At 65.3% G+C, this 18471-nt stretch carries 18 protein-coding genes; 8 read left to right on the top strand and 10 right to left on the bottom strand.

Features of this window, described 5'->3' with window-relative positions; all coding sequences use genetic code 11:
- Positions 1 to 182: 182 nt before the first annotated feature.
- The 4 genes from pgeF to rluD are packed head-to-tail and all read right to left on the bottom strand — an operon-like array spanning position 183 to position 3856.
- Positions 183 to 965 carry a peptidoglycan editing factor PgeF gene (gene pgeF / locus FFS30_RS01910; RefSeq protein WP_137911422.1) on the bottom strand — a complete coding sequence of 261 codons (783 nt, stop codon included), beginning with the start codon at positions 963 to 965 and terminating at the stop codon, positions 183 to 185.
- Entirely contained in the window at positions 958 to 1308 is a 351-nt protein-coding gene (locus FFS30_RS01915) for a VOC family protein (RefSeq protein WP_137911423.1), read from the bottom strand. The genes pgeF and FFS30_RS01915 overlap by 8 nt, the downstream gene beginning before the upstream one ends.
- A gap of 13 nt (positions 1309 to 1321) precedes the next feature.
- On the bottom strand, positions 1322 to 2839 hold the full coding sequence (locus FFS30_RS01920) for a M20/M25/M40 family metallo-hydrolase (RefSeq protein WP_137911424.1): 1518 nt from the start codon (positions 2837 to 2839) through the stop codon (positions 1322 to 1324).
- Positions 2840 to 2887: 48 nt separating this feature from the next.
- Entirely contained in the window at positions 2888 to 3856 is a 969-nt protein-coding gene (rluD, locus tag FFS30_RS01925; protein WP_137911425.1) for a 23S rRNA pseudouridine(1911/1915/1917) synthase RluD, read from the bottom strand.
- Between the two features lie 112 nt (positions 3857 to 3968).
- On the opposite strand from rluD, the gene FFS30_RS01930 reads away from it, so the two are divergent.
- From FFS30_RS01930 to FFS30_RS24055, 4 genes are all read left to right on the top strand, one after another.
- Positions 3969 to 4784 carry an outer membrane protein assembly factor BamD gene (locus FFS30_RS01930; RefSeq protein WP_171014366.1) on the top strand — a complete coding sequence of 272 codons (816 nt, stop codon included), beginning with the start codon at positions 3969 to 3971 and terminating at the stop codon, positions 4782 to 4784.
- A gap of 167 nt (positions 4785 to 4951) precedes the next feature.
- On the top strand, positions 4952 to 5632 hold the full coding sequence (locus FFS30_RS01935; protein WP_137911427.1) for a sigma-70 family RNA polymerase sigma factor: 681 nt from the start codon (positions 4952 to 4954) through the stop codon (positions 5630 to 5632).
- A gap of 11 nt (positions 5633 to 5643) precedes the next feature.
- Complete coding sequence (locus FFS30_RS01940) at positions 5644 to 6333, top strand: hypothetical protein (RefSeq protein ID WP_137911428.1); 690 nt, start codon at positions 5644 to 5646, stop codon at positions 6331 to 6333.
- Between the two features lie 9 nt (positions 6334 to 6342).
- Positions 6343 to 7770, top strand: coding sequence for a PDZ domain-containing protein (locus tag FFS30_RS24055; RefSeq protein WP_137911429.1), 1428 nt, complete (start codon positions 6343 to 6345; stop codon positions 7768 to 7770).
- A gap of 57 nt (positions 7771 to 7827) precedes the next feature.
- Here the strand turns inward: FFS30_RS24055 and FFS30_RS01950 are convergent, their stop codons facing one another.
- From FFS30_RS01950 to FFS30_RS01965, 4 genes are all read right to left on the bottom strand, one after another.
- Complete coding sequence (locus tag FFS30_RS01950) at positions 7828 to 8886, bottom strand: DUF6607 family protein (RefSeq protein WP_249352118.1); 1059 nt, start codon at positions 8884 to 8886, stop codon at positions 7828 to 7830.
- 147 nt (positions 8887 to 9033) lie between these two features.
- Complete coding sequence (locus FFS30_RS01955; protein WP_137911430.1) at positions 9034 to 9690, bottom strand: hypothetical protein; 657 nt, start codon at positions 9688 to 9690, stop codon at positions 9034 to 9036.
- A gap of 52 nt (positions 9691 to 9742) precedes the next feature.
- Positions 9743 to 12064 carry a TonB-dependent hemoglobin/transferrin/lactoferrin family receptor gene (locus FFS30_RS01960; RefSeq protein ID WP_137911431.1) on the bottom strand — a complete coding sequence of 774 codons (2322 nt, stop codon included), beginning with the start codon at positions 12062 to 12064 and terminating at the stop codon, positions 9743 to 9745.
- A gap of 146 nt (positions 12065 to 12210) precedes the next feature.
- Positions 12211 to 12417, bottom strand: coding sequence for a hemin uptake protein HemP (locus FFS30_RS01965; RefSeq protein WP_137911432.1), 207 nt, complete (start codon positions 12415 to 12417; stop codon positions 12211 to 12213).
- A 229-nt stretch (positions 12418 to 12646) separates the two neighbouring features.
- Between FFS30_RS01965 and FFS30_RS01970 the strand changes: the two genes are divergently transcribed.
- From FFS30_RS01970 to FFS30_RS01980, 3 genes are all read left to right on the top strand, one after another.
- On the top strand, positions 12647 to 13681 hold the full coding sequence (locus FFS30_RS01970) for a hypothetical protein (RefSeq protein ID WP_137911433.1): 1035 nt from the start codon (positions 12647 to 12649) through the stop codon (positions 13679 to 13681).
- Positions 13682 to 13748: 67 nt separating this feature from the next.
- Positions 13749 to 14744, top strand: a complete 996-nt coding sequence (locus FFS30_RS01975; protein WP_137911434.1) for a hypothetical protein — start codon at positions 13749 to 13751, stop codon at positions 14742 to 14744.
- A 309-nt stretch (positions 14745 to 15053) separates the two neighbouring features.
- Complete coding sequence (locus tag FFS30_RS01980) at positions 15054 to 15614, top strand: TMEM165/GDT1 family protein (protein WP_137911435.1); 561 nt, start codon at positions 15054 to 15056, stop codon at positions 15612 to 15614.
- A gap of 56 nt (positions 15615 to 15670) precedes the next feature.
- Here the strand turns inward: FFS30_RS01980 and FFS30_RS01985 are convergent, their stop codons facing one another.
- A complete protein-coding gene (locus FFS30_RS01985) occupies positions 15671 to 16048 on the bottom strand; it encodes a GFA family protein (protein ID WP_343182320.1) in 378 nt (125 codons plus the stop codon).
- A gap of 27 nt (positions 16049 to 16075) precedes the next feature.
- The gene (locus FFS30_RS01990; protein ID WP_137911436.1) at positions 16076 to 17071 is read right to left on the bottom strand and encodes a LysR substrate-binding domain-containing protein; all 996 of its coding nucleotides are present in this window, start codon (positions 17069 to 17071) and stop codon (positions 16076 to 16078) included.
- A 309-nt stretch (positions 17072 to 17380) separates the two neighbouring features.
- On the opposite strand from FFS30_RS01990, the gene FFS30_RS01995 reads away from it, so the two are divergent.
- On the top strand, positions 17381 to 18397 hold the full coding sequence (locus tag FFS30_RS01995; RefSeq protein ID WP_137911437.1) for a cysteine synthase A: 1017 nt from the start codon (positions 17381 to 17383) through the stop codon (positions 18395 to 18397).
- Positions 18398 to 18471 lie beyond the last annotated feature (74 nt).

Below are 18471 nucleotides of genomic sequence, written 5' to 3' on the forward strand. Positions count from 1 at the left end.
ATCCATGCGCTTCGACAGCACGCGCGCGTCGATCAACAAACTTCAGAGCAAGCGTCGCGGGCAAAGGCAACGTGCTGGTTCGGATCGGCGCGACGCCGGAGCGCAGGCAACGGAGTTTACCGGGTTGCGAACGCGGATTTCGCCCGGCGCCGGCGCATCAGCCGCCACGCTTCGCGGCTCGTTCAGCGCAACGCCGGGGCACCCGCAGCGACGCCATCGATCCAGATCAGGCTGGCGAAACGGCCTGTGCGCGCCTCGCGCCGATAGGAATAAAAGCGCGCGTCGGCGAGCGTATCGAAACCGCCGCCGTACACGCGCACGACGCCGAACGCGGCGAGACGCCGGCGCGCGAGCGCGTACAGATCGCAGTGCCAATGCCCGGGCCGCGTCGGCGTGAACGCCGCGGCGTTGTGCGCCGATTGCGCGACGAAGGTATCGCGCACCTCGGCGCCGACTTCGTACGAGTCCGCACCGATCGCGGGTCCGAGCCAGACCAGCAGCTTCTCGCGCGGTGCGTGCAAACTTTCGATGCCGCGCTCGATCACGCCCGCGGCGAGTCCGCGCCAGCCCGCGTGGATCGCGGCGATCTCGCTGCCGTCTTCGGCGCAGACCAGAAGCGGCAGGCAGTCGGCGGTCAGCACGGCAAGCACGGTGTCGGGTTCGTGCGCGACGGCAGCATCGGCCTCGGGCGGCTCTGCATTCGTCGCCGCTGCGCCGAACTGCGCCACGCCAGTGCCGTGCACCTGACGCAGCCAGCGCGGCGCGGCCGGCAGCGCGAGCAGCGACGACAACGCCGAGCGGTTCGCCGCGACCGCGGCGGCATCGTCGCCGCAATGCGCTCCGAGATTGAACGTATCGAACGGCGCCGCCGAGGCGCCGGCGATGCTTCGCGTGGTCACGGCCGCACGCACGCACGCAGGCGCAGGCCAGTCCGGAACGATCGGCAACGCCACGGAATCAGACATGCGCGAGCACGTTGACCAGCTTGCCGAACGGATCGCGCACGTAGAAACGGCGCACGCCCCAGGGCTCGGTCGCCGGGCCGTATTCGATCGCGAAGCCTCCCGCATGCAGACGCGCGAGCGCCGCATCAAGGTCGTCGACTTCGATCGACAGATCCGGCACCGGCGTGCCGGAGCCGCCTTCTGTGGCGACGCTGAGCTGGACCGACATCTTCGCATCGGAACCGTAGGTCGCGATCCAGCCGTGATCCATCAGCAGATCGAGGCCGAGCGCTTTGCCATAGAAACGTTCGGCCTGCGCCGGATCGGTCACCGCGAGATTGGCGACGATGCGCTTGACCTTCATCCGCAGCTCACCGTCATTTGCCGAGCTCGTACAGATAGTCGACGAAGGACATCACCGCGCCATCGAAGCCCTGCACCTTCGGATTGCTCGACTCGATGACGTAGTACTCGTCGGGCGCATGCGCGCCGCTGCCGTGACCGAGGCCGAAGTGACCCGAGGCGAGCTTCAAAGGCGCACCGGTGAACACGTATCCCGGATAAGAGCCGGCATTGCGCAGCCACATCACCGGGTCGATGCCGGCGCGCTTGAGCACCGCGATCTGCGCCTGGATCAACGGCGCATCGGCGGCGGTGCTGGTCGAATCGTAGCCGCCGGAAACGTTGACCTCGATGTCGCCGAAGCCGCGCTTGGCCAGATGCGCCTTGAGCGCGGTGACCGCATCTTTCAGGGTCATGTCGGGCACGAGGCGCATGTCGATCTTCGCCACGGCCTTGTGCGGCAGCACGGTCTTGCCGCCGGGGCCGGTGTATCCGGCGACCAGGCCTTCGATGTTCACGGTCGGCTGCGACACCAAGCGCTCGTTCGCCTGCAGCCACGGCAGATCGTCGATCCAGTGCTGGATACCGAAGCGCTGCTTGGTCTGCGCTTCGTCGCCGTGCTGCGCGGCCTTGGCGATCATCGCTTTCTCGTCCGCGGTCAGAGGCCGCGGCTTCGGGTAGTTGTCGATCGTGATCGTGTTGCCGTCGGCGGAGACGAGCGTGTCGAGCGCCTTGACCAGATGCCACGCCGGACTGTCAACCATGGCCTTGAGCGAAGAGTGCACGTCTTTCACCGGCCCGCGTCCCCACTTCTCGCCGCTGGAGACGAGTTCGAGTTCAACCACGCCCTTCGCGCCGAGGCTCACGGTAACGACGCCGTCGGGCTCCTGTTCCGCCGAAGGCATGAATACGCCCACGGTTTTCGCCAGCGCTTTCTGCACTTCGGGCTTGAGCGCGATCTGGCCGATGTGCGGCGAGCCGATCTCTTCTTCGCCTTCGGCAACGAGGACGAGATTGACCGGCAGCTTCTTGCCCGCGCCTTTGATCGCATGCAGGGCGGCGAGGAATGCGGCCTCGGGGCCTTTCTGATTGACCGCGCCGCGGCCGACGACGACTTTGCCGAAGCCCGGCTTGTCGACGAGCTTGGCTTCGAGCGGCGGCGAAGACCATTCGGCCGGATCGAACTGTTTGACGTCGTACATGAAGTAGAGGCCGACGGTCTTCTTCGCGCCCGCGTCGAGCGTGGCGAACACCCCGGGCTTGCCTTCGGTTTCGATCACCGTGGCCTTCTGGAAACCGGCGTCGCGCGCGAGCTTGGCCATGTACTCGGCGCCCTCTTTCGCGTTGCGGTTTTCCGCGGCGATCGAAGGCAGCGCGATCCAGTCCTGCAGGCGCTTGAGCGATTCGTCGTGGCGCTTGACGACTTCGGCGTCGATCGACTTGCGATCGGCCGCATCGAACGCCTGTGCGGCGCCCGCGGCGAGCAGCATCGCGCAGGCAGCGACCGCAGTGGTCAACGAACTTTTTTCGAACGCAGAAAATACACGGCGCATATTCCCTCCACCTTATTAGTGTTGACGAATGTCGCCGCGGATATTACGTCATCGTGCGACCTTCGTATCTTCGCGCAGCGCCTGTACCAGCGCGGCGAAGTCGGCGGGCGCGTCGACCGTGACGCTGACGAGTTTTTCCGTGACCGGATGCTCGAATTCGAGCTTCTCCGCATGCAGCGCCTGACGCCTGAAGCCGCGCAAGGCCTCGACCAGTTCCGTCGTTGCACCCTTCGGCAGCTTCAGGCCGCCGCCATACTGCGCATCGCCGACGAGCGGATGCTTGACGTGAGCCATGTGCACGCGGATCTGATGGGTGCGCCCGGTCTCCAGCCGGCATTCGATCAGCGTGTGTCCGCGGAAACGCTCGCGCACGCGGTAGTGCGTCAGCGCGGGCTTGCCCGCGGGCTCGTCGACGACGGCCTGCTTGAGCCGGTCGCGCGGATGCCGGCCGATCGGCGCATCGACGCTGCCGCCGGCGATCATCGCGCCGAGCGCGACGGCGAGGTACTGGCGGTGCACGTCGCGTTCCTGCAGCGCCTCGACCAGGCGCGTATGCGCGCGCAGCGAGCGCGCCACGACCATCACGCCCGACGTGTCCTTGTCGAGCCGGTGCACGATGCCCGCGCGCGGGATCTCGACGAGCTTCGCGTCGAAATACAGCAGCGCGTTCTGCAGGGTTCCGGCCGGCTGGCCCGCGCCCGGATGGACGACGAGGCCGGCCGGCTTGTTGATCACGAGCAGATCGGCGTCCTCGTAGCGGATGTCGAGCGCGATCTCCTCAGGCTGCAGCGGCACTTCCTGGCCCGGCCGCGCGTTCAGGGTCACGATCTCGCCGCCATGCACGAGCTGGCGCGGCGCCACCTGCGCGCCGTCGAGCAGCAGATCGCCGGCCTTGATCCACTGGGTCAGGCGCGAACGCGAGTAGTCGGGAAACATCTCGGCTGCCGCCTGGTCGAAACGCAGGCCCGCGGCGCTCGCGGGAATCGGCAGGGTGGTCGGGTTGGTTTGGTCGTTCATTCTGAATGCAATCTGGCCGGAAAGGCCCGCGAAAGTTACGGGCTCGCGAGGGTTTGGGCTATTATCGCCTCCTTTCCGGCCGTCCGTCGGCCGATTCATGCGGATCCATTCGATGCGACTTTCCCCGTTGGTCAAGCTCTTCGTGCTTCTGCTGCTCGCCGTCTTCGCCGTCGGCTGCCACCGCGACAAGAAGCAGGACGAAACCGAAACCCTGCCGGTCGAACAGTTGTACCAGGGCGCGAAAGACGCTTTGATGCAGGGTAACGAGACCAAGGCGATCCGCTACTACCAGCGCCTGATCGCGCGCTTCCCGTTCGGCCCGTACACCGAGCAGTCGCAGATGGAGCTTGCGTTCGCCCAGTACAAGGACGGCAAGAACGACGAGGCGCTGTCGACGATCAACCGCTTCATCAAGACCTACCCGACGCAGAAGAACGTGGCCTACGCCTACTATCTGCGCGGCATCATCAATTTCGACCGCGACCGCGGCTTCCTCGCCAACTGGGCGAACCAGGACCCGACCAAGCGCGAAATGGCCAGCACCCTGCAGTCGTTCGAGGATTTCAGCGAGCTCGTCACCAAGTATCCCGACAGCCGCTACACCCCCGATGCGCGCCTGCGCATGATCTACTTGCGCGACAACATGTCGCGCGCGCAGATCTACGTCGCCAAGTTCTATTACAAGCGCGGCGCCTACGTCGCCGCGATCAACCGCTGCAAGGACATCCTCGAACGCTTCGACCGCACGCCCGCCGCGGGCGACGCGCTCGCGGTCATGGTCCTGTCCTACAAGGCGCTCGGCCAGGACAAACTCGCCGGCGACAGCGAGCGCGTGCTCAAGCTCAACTACCCCGACCACCCGTACTTCGCCGGCAATTGGCCGAGTTACGGCCACTGGTGGGCGCGTCTGGTGCCGTTCCACGGCTGAGAAAGCCCGCAACGGCGGTCTGACGGCCAGAAAATTCTGCGATTTACCGACAGCCGGCGTTTTTCCGCCGGCATCGGACCGGAGCGCCGCAACGGCACTCCGAGCGGGCCAGGCCCGCGGCGACCGGCACTTGCGACCGTTTGCCGTTTCGGCGCATCTATAGCGTCGTGACCGGATCCTCTTTCGAGTTCGACATCCCCCAGTCGCTCATTCAGCGTGCGCGCAGCGGCGAGGCGGCGGCGTTCGAGCAAATTTATCGGCGCTTCGAGCGGCCGGTGTTCAATCTCGCCCAGCGCATGCTCGGCGACGCCGAAGCCGCGCGCGAAATCCTCCAGGACGCGATGCTCAAGGTCTTCCAGCGCATCGGCCAGTACCGCAGCGATGCGCCGTTCTGGGCCTGGCTGCGGCAGATCGCCACGAACGAGGCGCTGATGCGCCTGCGCCGCGACAAACACCTCGACGACCGCGCCGAAGTTCCCGACGTGATCGACGAAGCCGCGCCGCCGTGGGTGCGCGCCGACTCGGCTGCGCTCGAGCGTGCGCTCGACCGCCTCTCCGCGCTGACCCGCAGCGTGCTCTGGCTCTATCACGTCGAGGGCTACGCACACAGCGAAATCGCCGAGCAGCTCGGCAAGACGATCAGTTTTTCCAAGTCTCAGGTCGCGCGCGGCACCGCGCGCCTGCGCGAACTGCTCGACGGCGGTCCGACCGAGCCGATCCAGGCCACGGCGGAAGCACAAAGATCCACCGCAACACCGGGCACAGCCACGCCGCCACAGACGCTCGCGCGTTTGCTCCACGGAGAGCCTTCCATGCCCCCAACCACCTTTGTCGAAAATCCTTTGTAGGACGCAAGATCATGTCCGACCTGACGCAAACAGACCCCACCCGCGCCGTCGCGCCGGTTCCGCTCGGCGAGGCGCTGCGCGCGCTGCCGCAGTTGGCGCCGCCCGCGGACGCATGGGCGGAAATGGCCGCGCGGCTCGCGCGCGAACCGATGACCGCATCGCGCGCAGCGAACGCCCGCACTCGTCACCGCGCCTACTGGCCGATCGGCATCGCCGCAGCGCTCGTGCTCGCGGTCTCGGCGACAGCGTTCTTCCGCCTGCACCCGGCGCCGAATTCCATCGACACGACGAAGACGCAGATCGCCGCGACCGAAACGCCCGCCGACGCATCTTCTGTACACAATGTCGCAAATTCCACAAATTCACATGATGCCATCCCAACCAACCGCACCCAACTCGCCACGCTGCAGGCCCGCTCGCGCGCGCTCGAGCAGTGGCTGCGCGACACGCGCCGCGCGTCGACTCCGCAGTCGGCGCAGGATCTCGCCGCCAGCACGGAGATCGAAGACATGATCGGCTTCGTCGACGTGCAGCTCGGCGCCGCTGACCCTGCCGATGCGAATGCGACCTTGCCGCTTTGGCAACGCCGCGTCTCCCTGCTCGAGGATCTGTCCACTCTGCGCTACAGCGCAAACCTGATGAACTTCCGCGACGGCCTCGCCACCACCGGCAACGGGGCGGCTGCCGGCTGGAAGAACTAGAGAATCGCCATGAAATCGATTTTGTACACAATTCCACTTTTCTGCATCGCATTCGGCGGCGGCAACGCGCAGGCGGCCGATCCGCCTCCTGCGGCTGCGGCGGCGGCCACGCCGCGTCCCGATCCGCATCCGAACCCGCAACCCAATCCCCAGCCGAACCCGCAACCGAATCTCGCGCAAACGCGGCAGGAACTCGATCAGGTGCGCGATCAGATACGCGATCTGTCGAAACGAATGGGCGAACTCTCGCTGCGCCTCGGCGACTCGGGGCCACGCAGCTATGCCTATCGCTACATCGGCGATCCCGAGAAAGGCATGATCGGCATCGTTCTCGCCGACGACGAGAACTACACGCGCATCAACGCCATCACCCCGGGCGGCCCGGCCGACAAGGCCGGTCTGCGCAACGACGACATCGTCACAGGCGTGCACGGCAACGGAGTCGATGCGCGCACGAACGAGGCGGCGAAAGCCGCTCTGCGCAATCTCAAGGTTGACCAGGAAATCACGTTGAACGTCCGTCGCGACGGCAAAACCTTCGACGTGAAGCTCAAGGCCGAGCGGCGCGAACCGTTCAATTTGATCTATTCGACCGACAACGTCGACAGCGGTCAGATTCGGCTGAACGTCGAACGCGCCGTGAAAGACGGGTTCCTTACCCAGGGACAGGCCATGCAGATCGAGCAGGCCGACGAGGCCGGCAGAATTGCCGCCCAGCAGGCGAACGAGACCGCGGATCAAGCGCGGCAGCAAGCGCGCGAAGCCGAGATTCAAGCACGGCAGCAGGCACGCGAAGCCGAGATTCAAGCGAAGCAGCAAGCGCGTGAAGCGGCGAATCAGGCACGGCAGGTGACGCGCGAGGCGGAGAACCAGGCACGCCAGATAGCGCGCGAAGCGGCGAATCAGGCGCGGCAGGAAGCGCATGCCGCCGAGAATGAAGCGAGGAAGGAGGCACGCAAAGCGGAGATTGCGTCGGGGCAGATGCGCTATTCGACGCCGTGGTGGGGACTCAACTTGACCAACCTCAATCCCGATCTCGGCGCCTACTTCGGCACCAACCATGGCGCGCTCGTGCTCTCCGCCGATGCGGAGACCGCGAAGACGCTCAAGTCGGGCGACGTGGTTCTCGCGATCAACGGCAAGAAGGTCGAGCGGCCCGAGGATGCGATGCGGCTGTTGCGCGAAGCCGGCACGGACAAAGAGGTCAAGGTCGACGTGCTACGTCAGCGCAAAAACCAGACGCTGAGCATGAAGTCGCCGCAGTTCAAGGGGCTGTTCGCAATGCCGACGCCACCGACGCCTCCTACTCCGCCCACGCCGCTGACGCCACCTACTCCGCTGACGCCGCCCACGCCCCTGACTCCGCTGACACCTCCCACGCCGCCGACTCCTCCCACGCCGCCGACGCCTCCAACTCCTCCGAGCGCCGGCGCATAAAAGCCTGGCGGAGTTCCATTCCGCCAGGTTTGAAACCGGTTTGGATTTGACGCGGCTTTACCGGTCGGCGACGCGCACGTAGCGGGCCAACACCGCGTCGATCGTCGCCGCATCGATCTTCTCGCCTTTCCCGGCGCGCTCGGCAAGATTGAAAAATTCGTCGATGCGCGCTTCGCCGTCCGGCTCGGGGCTGGTGACGAAACGCGGCGATTTGGCTTCAAGGCGCTGCCACGCGGCGCGGACCTGACTCCAGTAGTCCTGCGTGCCCTTCCAATAGTCGCGGCCCGCGGAAAAATCGTAGTCGCCGATATGCGTATAGCTGTTCGTGCCGGTTTCACGCGCGAGCGCATGCACCGCGCCGTTCGCGTCGACGGCGAGCTTGGTGTTGTCCTGCTCGTGCACCCAGCCGCCCGGCGTCAGCGTATGCCGGTTCATCACTTCGAGCGCCTGATAGTCCTTGCGCTTGGTGTATTCGCGCCGCGGCAGCGGCCGCCAGGTGCGATCCGACTGCCACGCATCGACGCCGTTCGCGTGCGTCCAGCGGCCGATGCCGGCGTAGCGCGGCGCATCGTCCACTTCGTACACGGTCTGCGACCACGCGCCCGCGCGCGCATCGACGGCGAGCGTCTCCGTCTCGAACTTGCCGTTGCCGCGGAAGCGCAACACTGCGGCCGGCTGGTACTGCCAATCCTGGCGCCAATGCTTGACGACGGTATGCTTCTCACCGAGCACGAGGATGTGCTGCAGCGAAATGTGCTCGCCGCTGTCGGCGATCACGAGCACGAGTTCGGTGCCGCCGCTGCGCTGCGCGGCATGCGGTGCATACGCGGGCGCAAGCGCGGCGGTTTCATCGAAGGCAAAGCGCACGCGGTATTCGCCGGCCATCGCGAGAATGCTGCGCCGATCGCATTCGAACGCGGCCAGTCCGGGCTGCGCACACGGCGGCGCGTAGTTGGCCGGAGCCGGCGCGGCAAGCGGTGCCGGGGCGGCAGCCGGCTTCGTCTCTGCAACCGGCTTTTTCTGCGGCGTGGCACAGGCGCTCAACAGCAGCACGGCAATCACACTGCCGGACACGGCCGCGCGGCGGAATCGCGTACTCGGTGAATCTTTATACATTGCATCACTCCTCAAAACTATCGTTCGCAAAGCAGCGAGCGTCCTTGCTCGCCATCCCGCATAAACAAAGCTCTCAACAACCGAAACGCCGGCCGTTCGTTTTCCCAAGCTGTGCAAACAGCGAAACCGCGTGCGCGGCAGGTTCGCTCAAAAGGCGTTCAACGACGCGCGCTCGTCGTCGGCGATCGCCAGAGCAAGCTGGCGCCCGAGTTCCGACAACGCCGTCGGCGCGCGCATGCCGAGTACGTGCAGGCACGGCAGGCGCAGCAGCGGGAAGCGCACCGCACGTGCCTGCCAGGAACTGCGCAGACGCCGCAGCGCGCAGCGCATGAACGCCGCGTGCGCGCGCCAGCGCGACGGTGCCTGCGGTGCGGCGCGCGCAATGCCGCAGTCGCTCAACATCGCATCCCAGGCGAGATAGTCCGCATCGGGCAGCAGGTACAGGCGCGCGATGCAGACCGACTGCGAATCGAGAAACTCGAGCCATTCGCGCGGTCCGTGCGCGGTGATCGCGCTGTGCGCTTCGACTTGCACGCTGCCCGAAAACGCCGCGAGCGCCGGATGATCGAGCAGGAGCACGCCGCGCTGCAGAAGGCGCGCGCGCGGGAACACGCCGTCGCCGCTACCCACACGGAACAACCACAGCACTGTACCGAGACGCGACAACGAGTCGGCGAAACGACCCCAGTCGACCTGCATCGCCGCGGGCGCAGACGGCAACGCAGGCTGTCGATAATCGAATCCCGATCCGCCGCCCGGCTCGGAATAACCGTACCTGCCGTCGTCGTGGAAGCCGTCGCTCATCGTCGTACTCCTCTCGCAGTGGGCCGCGTGGGCGGCATTCGTACATTCCGAGCTATAGGCTGACCTTGACGCCGACGCTGACCGCGCGTCCCGCCGCGGAATAGCGATCGATCGTCGCCGGCGCATAAGCCGCGCCGCGCACGTCGCCCCAGCGCCAGTAGCGCTTGTCGGCGAGATTGGTCAGGCCCAGATAAAGCTGCGCTTGCTCGACGACCTGCCAGTGCGCGTAGGCGTCGAGCGTCGCCCAGCCCGGAGCGTGGAACAGCGCCGTGGTGCCTGAGTTGCCCTGCCCCGAGGACGATGTCGCGGCGGCCAAGCGGTCCTTCGCGGCAGTGAAGGTGCCGAACAGTTCGACGCCCCAATTGTCGCGGTCGTAGGCGAGGCCGAGCACGGCGCGCGCCGGATCGATGCTGGCCAATGGCTGATGCGCCGATTGATCATCGCCGCGCGCGTAGGCGAGGCTCGCTTTGAGCGTGAATCCTTCGAGCGCCGGCGTGAACGCGCCGAGCTTCAGGCCCGCGCGCGCCTCCGCACCGCGAATGCGCACGCGAGTGAGATTGCGCGACTGGAACAGCATCAGCCCACTGGTCGGATCGATGCCGACGAATTCCAGCTCGTCGATGAAGTCGCGGTAGCGATTGTCGTAGGCGGCGACGCTGAAGTAGCCGATCTCCGCGGAGCCGCGCAGGCCGACTTCGACACCGTTGCTGGTCTCCGGCTTGAGGTTCGGGTTCGGCAGCGCCGTGTAGCCGAACTGCAGATTGGTGAAGCCGACGTTGACGTCGTTGTACGGCGGCGCGCGGAAGCCGTGCGCGTACTGCAGGTAGGTACTGAGATTCTCGTTGAAGCGCCAGATCGCGCCGAACTTCGGCGACCAGCTCGTGCGCGTAAGGCTCACCGGCACCACGCCGGGATTGGCCTTGATAAACATCGCGTCGTCTTTGTCCGGATCGAGATCGTAGTAATCCACGCGCAGGCCGGGAATCAGGCTCAAGCGGCCGTCGGCGAGAGTGATCTCGTCCTGGGCGAACAGCGCGGCGGTCGTCGTGTTCGTGGTCGGAAAGTCGCGCGTCGGGAAAGTGTCGGGCGAGACGACGTTGGTTTTCACGCCCGTGGTCAGATTGATCTGATAGCCGTTGCGTTCCTCTTCGGTGCGCGTGCGCGACGCGTCGACACCCCAGGTCAGTTCGTGCTGCCAATCGCCGGTGGCGAATTTCTTGCGTATCGTCGCGTTGACGCCGGCGATGTTCTGCTCGAAGTCAAAACGGCGGAAACGCAGCAGCGGATTGACCAGATTGCCGGCGCTGACGGTCGCGCGGTTTTCCCAGCTGTCCTGCTGGGTGCGGCTGTTCTGCACGTAGGCGCGCCACTCGACGCTGTCGGCGAAATTCCAGCTTAGCGGGACGTCCTGTCCGACCGAAACGCGCAAACGCCGGCGCATATCGTCGCCGCGCAAATTGGTGGTCTGCGCACGCGTCAGCGCGTTGTAGCCGCGCCCGCTCAACACTTCGGTGCGGTCGACGCCCTGATCGCCGTCGAGGGTGATGCGGTCGATGCGCCCGCCCGGATTGTCGCGCACGTATTTCGCCAGCAGCGCGGTGCTCGAAGAATCCTGCGGATTGGGACGCGTGCGCGTGGCATCGGCGCTGTCCACCGTGCCCATATTGTCGAACTGCGAACCTTCGCGATGCGTGGCGACGAGGGCGATGCCGTTGGTGCCGTCGCCCGCCGCATAGGTGCCGGTCGCCGTCGTACCGCGGTTGACCGAGGCATACGCTGTGCGCAGCGATGCGTACTGACCTTTGCCGTCGGCGAGATAGTCGGACGGATCCTTGGTCACATAGCTGACCACGCCGCCGAGCGCGTCCGATCCGTACAGCGACGATGCCGCGCCGCGCACGATCTCGACACGCTTCAGGCTGTCGATGTCGACGCTGTCGCGGCCCGCGTTCGAGTAGCTGCCGATCGCGAACGCGTCGGGCACGGCGATGCCGTCGACGAGAATGCGCACGCGATTGCCGTCGAGTCCGCGGATCGTGAAGCCGTTGAAGCCGAAGCGCGTACCGTCACCGTTGACCGAAACGCCGGGCTCGTAGCGCACGAGGTCGCGAATGTCCTGCGCAAGCCGGCGCTCGATCTCGGCCGCATCGATCACGCTGGTTTCGCCGGCGATGTCCTTTTGCTGGCGCTCGTTCAGCGTCGCGCTGACCACCACCGTGTCGAGCACGTCGAACAGCGTGGGCTTGTCCCGCGCGGCATCGGTGTCGGGAGTCTCGGCCGCATCGGCCGCTCCCGCCGCACCGAGCGCGATCGCAATCGCCGCGCTCAGGCTGCGGGCGCAGATTTTTTTATAGAAAGAATGACGGCGGCGCATGTTTCCAGCAGATTCCTAAGAAGGAACGGCGTGCTGGCGTGCAACCCGATGCGGGCCGCGCGAGGCTGGCTACCGTGATTGATGACGCTGCCCGCGAACGCGGGCAGCGAGGCTTGCGGATCGGCGGCCTGACGGCCGCGCGAAGGCTATTTGGTCAGAATCAATTTGCCGTTGCGCGTCTGGCGCAGACGATATTCCTGGCCGAAATGTTCGATGCGCACTTCCTGCGCGCCGCCGAACAAGGTGCGGCTGTCGAACTGGCGCTGGACCTGCGCCGCATGCGGGCGCGGTGCCGGAGCAGCTGTGCGGAAAGAAACGTCGCCCGAATTCAGCGGCAGGGTTGCGGTGTGCATGACGCGACTCCGTTGTGGGGTTCGGTCAAATGATAATAATTCTCATTTGCGTGTCAAGCGATTTCTCGAACCCGCTTCTATCTATGCATATTCCTCCGTGCGGAAGTGCTGCAAAACATCGCGCAGGAAATGTGCAGGCGACTTTTCAATTCTTAACCCATCTTGCTTCGACAACGCGTCCACGGCTGAGCAAAAATGCGTGGTCTTGTTGCGAAGATGTGGAGTTCGTGTGTCGCGCTTTTCTTTTCCGATAGTTCTCGGTGTCATTGCCATCGCCGCGATCGCCTTCTACAGCGGCCGCCACAGCGCCCCCGTCGCGGCGGAAGGCGCGGAAACCGAAGCGAAGCAAAAAGTGGAAAATGCGGCAATTTCCACAAAGGGCAAAAGCGTCTCTCCCGCCACACAGCCCAAACATGCCCTCGTCCGCGCACCCGGCAGCCATATGCTCGACAGCGCCGTATCGAACGCGAGTCAGCGAGCGCCGCTGCCGCCGGCGAACACGCCGCTCAAGTCGATCCTCGCCGACCTCAAGGCGCGCGCCGATGCCGGCGACGCCGATGCTGCGTCACGCCTGTTCAAGGACATGCAGACATGTACTCAGGTGCAGCGCCTTAGCCAGACCATGCCCGGCCTCGCCAATCGCGTGCTCGGCGACGCCTCGGCGATGGATGCGCAGCGACAGAACCGCATGCTCGACTTCGTTCAGCGCAATCTGGACTACACCAAGAACAACGCGGCGATGTGCGCGGATCTCAGCGCCGACGACATGGCCTCGCTCGTGCCCGCCACCCTGCAGGCCGCGCAGCTAGGCGATCCGGAGGCGGCGAACTGCTACGTCGGCGCCAATCTGAACAACTGGCCCGGCCTGCTCGACAATCCGCAGTGGGTGCAGGACTACAAGAGCAATGCGCTCAATCTCGCCAACGGCGCCCTGCAGCAAGGCGACTGGGCGATGGCGACGCTGATGGCGCAGGCCTACGGCGGCAGTACGCGTCAGAGCAATATGCTCGGCCAATTGACCGGCGCCAATCCAGCCCAGGCCTATACCTACGCCAAGCTGATGAGCCTCGGCCAGCCCTCCGGCTCGCAACCTTCGACGCGCTCGACCAATGCGCTGACCAATCTCTCGAGCCAGCTCACTCCCGACCAGATCCAGGCGGCCGACGCACAAGCGCAGCAGATGTACCAGCAGTACTTCAACAGCACCCCGCGCCAGACCGGCGACGTCGCCAACGCGATGCGCTCGTGCCAGGGCGGCCCGTAAATCTCGCTCTGGACGCACCAAAACCGAGACGGCACACTTCGCCTCTGCTGGGCCGGAGGAAGAGTTCGTGCTGCGCAAATATGGATGGATCGCCTTGGTTTTGTGCGCAGCCCTCGCATGCGGCTGGCTCTACTGGCCCGATGCCTTATCCCACAATGATGTTTCGGCCTCAGCGGACCCGCACAAGGGCAACTCCGCCGCAGCCGCTTCAGTCGTTGCGCCGACGACGCTGTCGACTGCAGCGAAATCCGCCGCGCTCCCCGCACGCGTCAGTTCGGGTTCCGCACCGCCGCTGCCGCCGTCCGGCACCCCACTCAAGCAGATTTTCGACGAATTGAAGGCACGCGCGGATGCGGGCGATGTCACTGCGGCTTCACGCCTGTATCGCGACCTGAGCACCTGCTTTGCCGCAGAAGCGACGATGCGCAGCAATACGCTAAACGCGAGTGCGCTGCTCGAACACCCGGACAACTCGGCTCCGGCTGCGATCCAACAGCAACAACTGGACCGGGCGCAGGAATTGCTCAAGGGCACGGACCGGCTGAAAACATTGTGCGCCGGCGTCGATCAGGGCCTGCTCGGCTCGCTCGCCACGACAACCCTGCAGGCCGCGCAGCTCGGCGACGCCTCTGCGCGCGACTGCTACGTCCACCGCGGGCCCTTCGTCAATCCGCGCGGCATGGTCGACGATCCCGCATCGGTCGGCGCCTATCGGCAGCAGGCGCCAGCGTTGATCGACTCGTCGATCGCGTCGGGAGACTGGAAGATGGTCGATATGCTTCAGTACGCCTACGGCCCCTCCGGCACCAATCTGATTGCCGGCCTCGTCGGTCCCGATCCCGTTCAGCACTATCGCTATTTGAAACTGTATCGCCTTGGCGCCAGCGGCACTCGCATTCCGGCTTTGGACAGGCAGTTGGCTTACGCTGCCAATCAACTCGACGCCCAGCAACGCGCCGACGCGGACGCCTGGGCGGCGACGACCCAGCAATCCTATTTCCACGGCAGCTCGACCGATGCGACGCCGCAGAACTGGAACGCCTGCGCAGTACCCAACGAATAACGCACTGCACATACCGCAGGGCTCAACCCGAATTCCGCACGCGCAAATACGCGCAAGTGCGTATCGCACATCCGCTGCCTGTTGCGATCCGCGCGGCCCAGTCGTTACACTGCGCGCACTCCATCGGGGAGTAGTCGGCCGGATCGATCCATCGATTGGGCGTCGCGCGTCAACACACTCGGGCAGCAGCCTGTGGCGCGCAAAGCGGAATCTTCCGCTCGACGAGACCTTTGGTTCGCTCGTGTCGCACCCAAGCCGGGGCCGCGCGGGAGAATCATTGCGTCCATCGCCCCGGCTTCGGAGTTTTTCGTGGAAACACTTTTCATCTCGACGCTGACCGTCACCCTTGGCGAGATCGGCGACAAGACCCAGTTGCTGGCGCTGATCCTGGCGGCCAAGTACCGCCGGCCATGGCTGATCTGCCTCGGCATCCTTATCGCCACGCTGGTCAATCACGCGCTCGCCGGCGCGTTCGGCGCCCTCATCAGCCAATGGCTGTCGCCGCAGACGCTGCGCTGGATCGTGGCGATCAGCTTTCTCCTCATCGCGGTGTGGACGCTCAAACCGGACAAGGCCGACGAAAGCGAAGCCGCCCATGGCAGCGGCTACGGCGTGCTGATCGCGACGGTATTCAGTTTCTTTCTCGCCGAAATGGGTGACAAGACGCAGATCGCCACGGCCGTGCTCGCCGCGCAATATCACCCGCTCTGGCAGGTGGTCAGCGGCACCACGCTCGGCATGCTGATCGCCGACGTGCCCGTGGTCTGGCTCGGCGCGCGCTTCGCCCATCGCCTGCCGCTGCGCGCGGCGCGCATCGGTGCGGCGCTATTGTTCGCTGCGCTCGGGCTTTGGATTATTTTCGGCAGCTGATTCGCTCCGATTCCAACGAGCAAGCTCCCGCTTCGGCGGGAGCGGCAAGAAAGCGTCTAGCGCGAACGTCCGTCGAAGTGGTTGACGGACAACGCGGCGAGATCGACGTCGTCCAGACAGCGCGCATTGATCGCAGCCATCGCGTTGCCCGAAGCGTCGACGCCTTCGCCGAACGGATGGATGCCGCAAGTCGGACAGAACTTGTGCTGGATGACGTGCTTGTTGAAGGTGTAGCTCGACAGCGCGCGATCACCGCGCAGCATATGCAGGTTTGCGCGCGGGACGAACCACATCAGCGAGCCCTTGCGCTGGCACATCGAGCAATTGCAACTCATCACGCTGTTGAGATCACCCTCGACCTCGAACGCCACCTGTCCGCAATGACAACTACCCTGGTACTTCATCACGCCGCGCTCCTGCATGCCGGAAGACATGCAGGGTAACGCAGCAATCGGGCAAAGTCAGGCGACCTTCGCGACGAGTTTTCTCTGCAACTCGCCCCAGTATGGCGGCAGCGGCCATTCCGCGGGCTCCTCGCCGGCGAGCGCACGCTGCAGGTCGCGCTGGTCGATCTGCGGCGCAATCAGCTCGGCGAGCGTTGCTGCATAGGCGCGCAGCACGCGATCGCGGCGCAGGACCAGCCAGGTCGTGCATTCGGGAAACAATCCCGTCGCATCGATCTGGTGCAGGTCGCGTGCGTCCTCGGCGGTGAACGCCATGTCGGCGAAGATGCCGACGCCGAGGCCGGCGCGCACGTAGGTCTTGATCAGGTCGGCGTCGCGCGAGGTGCACGAGAAGCGCGGTGTGATTCCTGCCGCGGCGAACGCGCGGCGCAGCGACGATTCCGGGCGCAGCGAAGATTCGTAGCTGACCAGCGGCTCGCCGTCGAGATCGGAGAGCTTGAGCGGACGCTTGAGCTGGGCTAACGCATGTCCGTTCGGCACGACCACCGCGCGGCGCCAGCGGAACAGCGGCACGGCGAGGCCGTCGCTCGGCGACGCGCCCGTCGTCGAGATGATCGCGAGATCGGCTTGGCCGCGCTCGAACAGGCCCATAACCTGCGCATCGCCGAGCGGTTTCAGATGGACGTTGACCGCCGGATAGCGCAGCTTGAGCGTGGCGATCGCATGCGGCAGCACGAAACGCGCCTGCGTATGCGTGGTCGTGATGGTCAGCTCGCCCTTGTCGTCGCCGCGCAGATTCGCGGCAAGCGCACGGATGTTGCGCGCTTCGGCAAGGATAATGCGTGCACGGTCGATGACCTGCTGGCCGGCCGGCGTGATCGCGGAAAGACTTTTGCCCTTGCGGGCAAAGAGTTGGAAGCCGAGCTCGTCTTCGAGCTGCTTGAGCTGCTTGGACAGGCCCGGCTGGGTGGCGTGGACCTGATCGGCGGCCTGGGTGATGTTGAGGCCGGCGTCGGAAATGGCAACGAGATAGCGGAGCTGGGTCAGGGTCATAACGGTGTACTCAAAGGCGGTCGCAATCGGGATTCGACAAGACGGGAAACGGCGGATTGGCGACAACAACAGCGAGCCTTATGCAAAAACGTCATGGATTTCTCCCGATTGATGCCACGCAGCATAACCGTTCGTTATTTGGGGGTCCAGACGTCTAGACGGCCAAATGCGCCATTTTGGCCGCACTTTATGCTTAATAACCCGAAGTTATATATCAAGCCGGGTACGATCTGAACGAGAAAACGGTCGCCCTTTGACTTTTTCCCTTCGACCTTCGACCCTTTGCCACCCGCCTCCCACCTTCCGGTCATGGACATTCGCCAAGATTTCGCCGACGCGGTCGGCCGTACGCCGCTGATCCGCCTGCGCCGCGCCTCCGAACTGACCGGCTGCGACGTGTTCGCCAAATGCGAATTCGCCAATCCGGGCGGCTCGATCAAGGACCGCACCGCCCTGGGCCTGCTGCTCGACGCCGAGAAGGCCGGCGCGCTCCGCCCAGGCGGCACGATCGTCGAAGGCACCGCGGGCAATACCGGCATCGGTCTCGCCCTGCTCGGCGCGAGCCGCGGCTATCGCACGATCATCACCATGCCGAACACTCAGAGCCGCGAGAAGATCGACGCCCTGCGCGTCACCGGCGCCGAGGTGCATCTCGTTCCGGCCGTGCCCTACGCCAATCCTGGCCACTACGCTCACGTCGCGCGGCGCATGACCGAGGAACTCAACGAACGCACACCCGGCAGCGCCTGGTTCGCCAACCAATTCGACAACACCGCCAATCGCGACTTCCACGAAGCCACGACCGGGCCGGAAATCTTCGTGCAGACGGCCGGCCGCATCGACGGCTTCGTCTGTTCGACCGGCACGGGTGGAACGCTCGCCGGCGTCGGCCGCTATCTCAAGGCGAACAAGCCCGGCGTCTGCGTCGCCTTGGCCGATCCCGCGGGCTCCGCGCTCGCTAACTACGTCAATACCGGAGAACTGAAAGCCGAGGGCGGTTCGATCACCGAAGGCATCGGCTCGAGCCGCGTCACGGCGAATTTCAAGGATGCGCCGATCAATCTCGCCTGGTCGATTGCCGACGCGGAATCGCTGCCTCTGGTACACGCACTGCTCGCCGAGGAAGGCCTCAACGTCGGCGGATCGAGCGGCGTCAACGTTGCCGGCGCGATCCGGCTCGCGCGCGAACTCGGCAAGGGGCACACGATCGTCACCTTGCTCGCCGACGCGGGCACGCGCTATCAGGCAAAGCTCTTCAATCCGGAGTTCCTGCGGTCTAAGGATTTGCCGGTGCCGGAGTGGCTCGCGCGCGCATTCCCTCAATAACGATCCCCTTCTCCCCTCGAGAGAAGGGGATCGAATGACGGATCAAGGGGAAGAACCCGTCACATAACGGCACT

The sequence above is a fragment of the Rudaea sp. 3F27F6 genome (assembly GCF_005503555.1).
Taxonomy (GTDB): domain Bacteria; phylum Pseudomonadota; class Gammaproteobacteria; order Xanthomonadales; family Rhodanobacteraceae; genus Rudaea.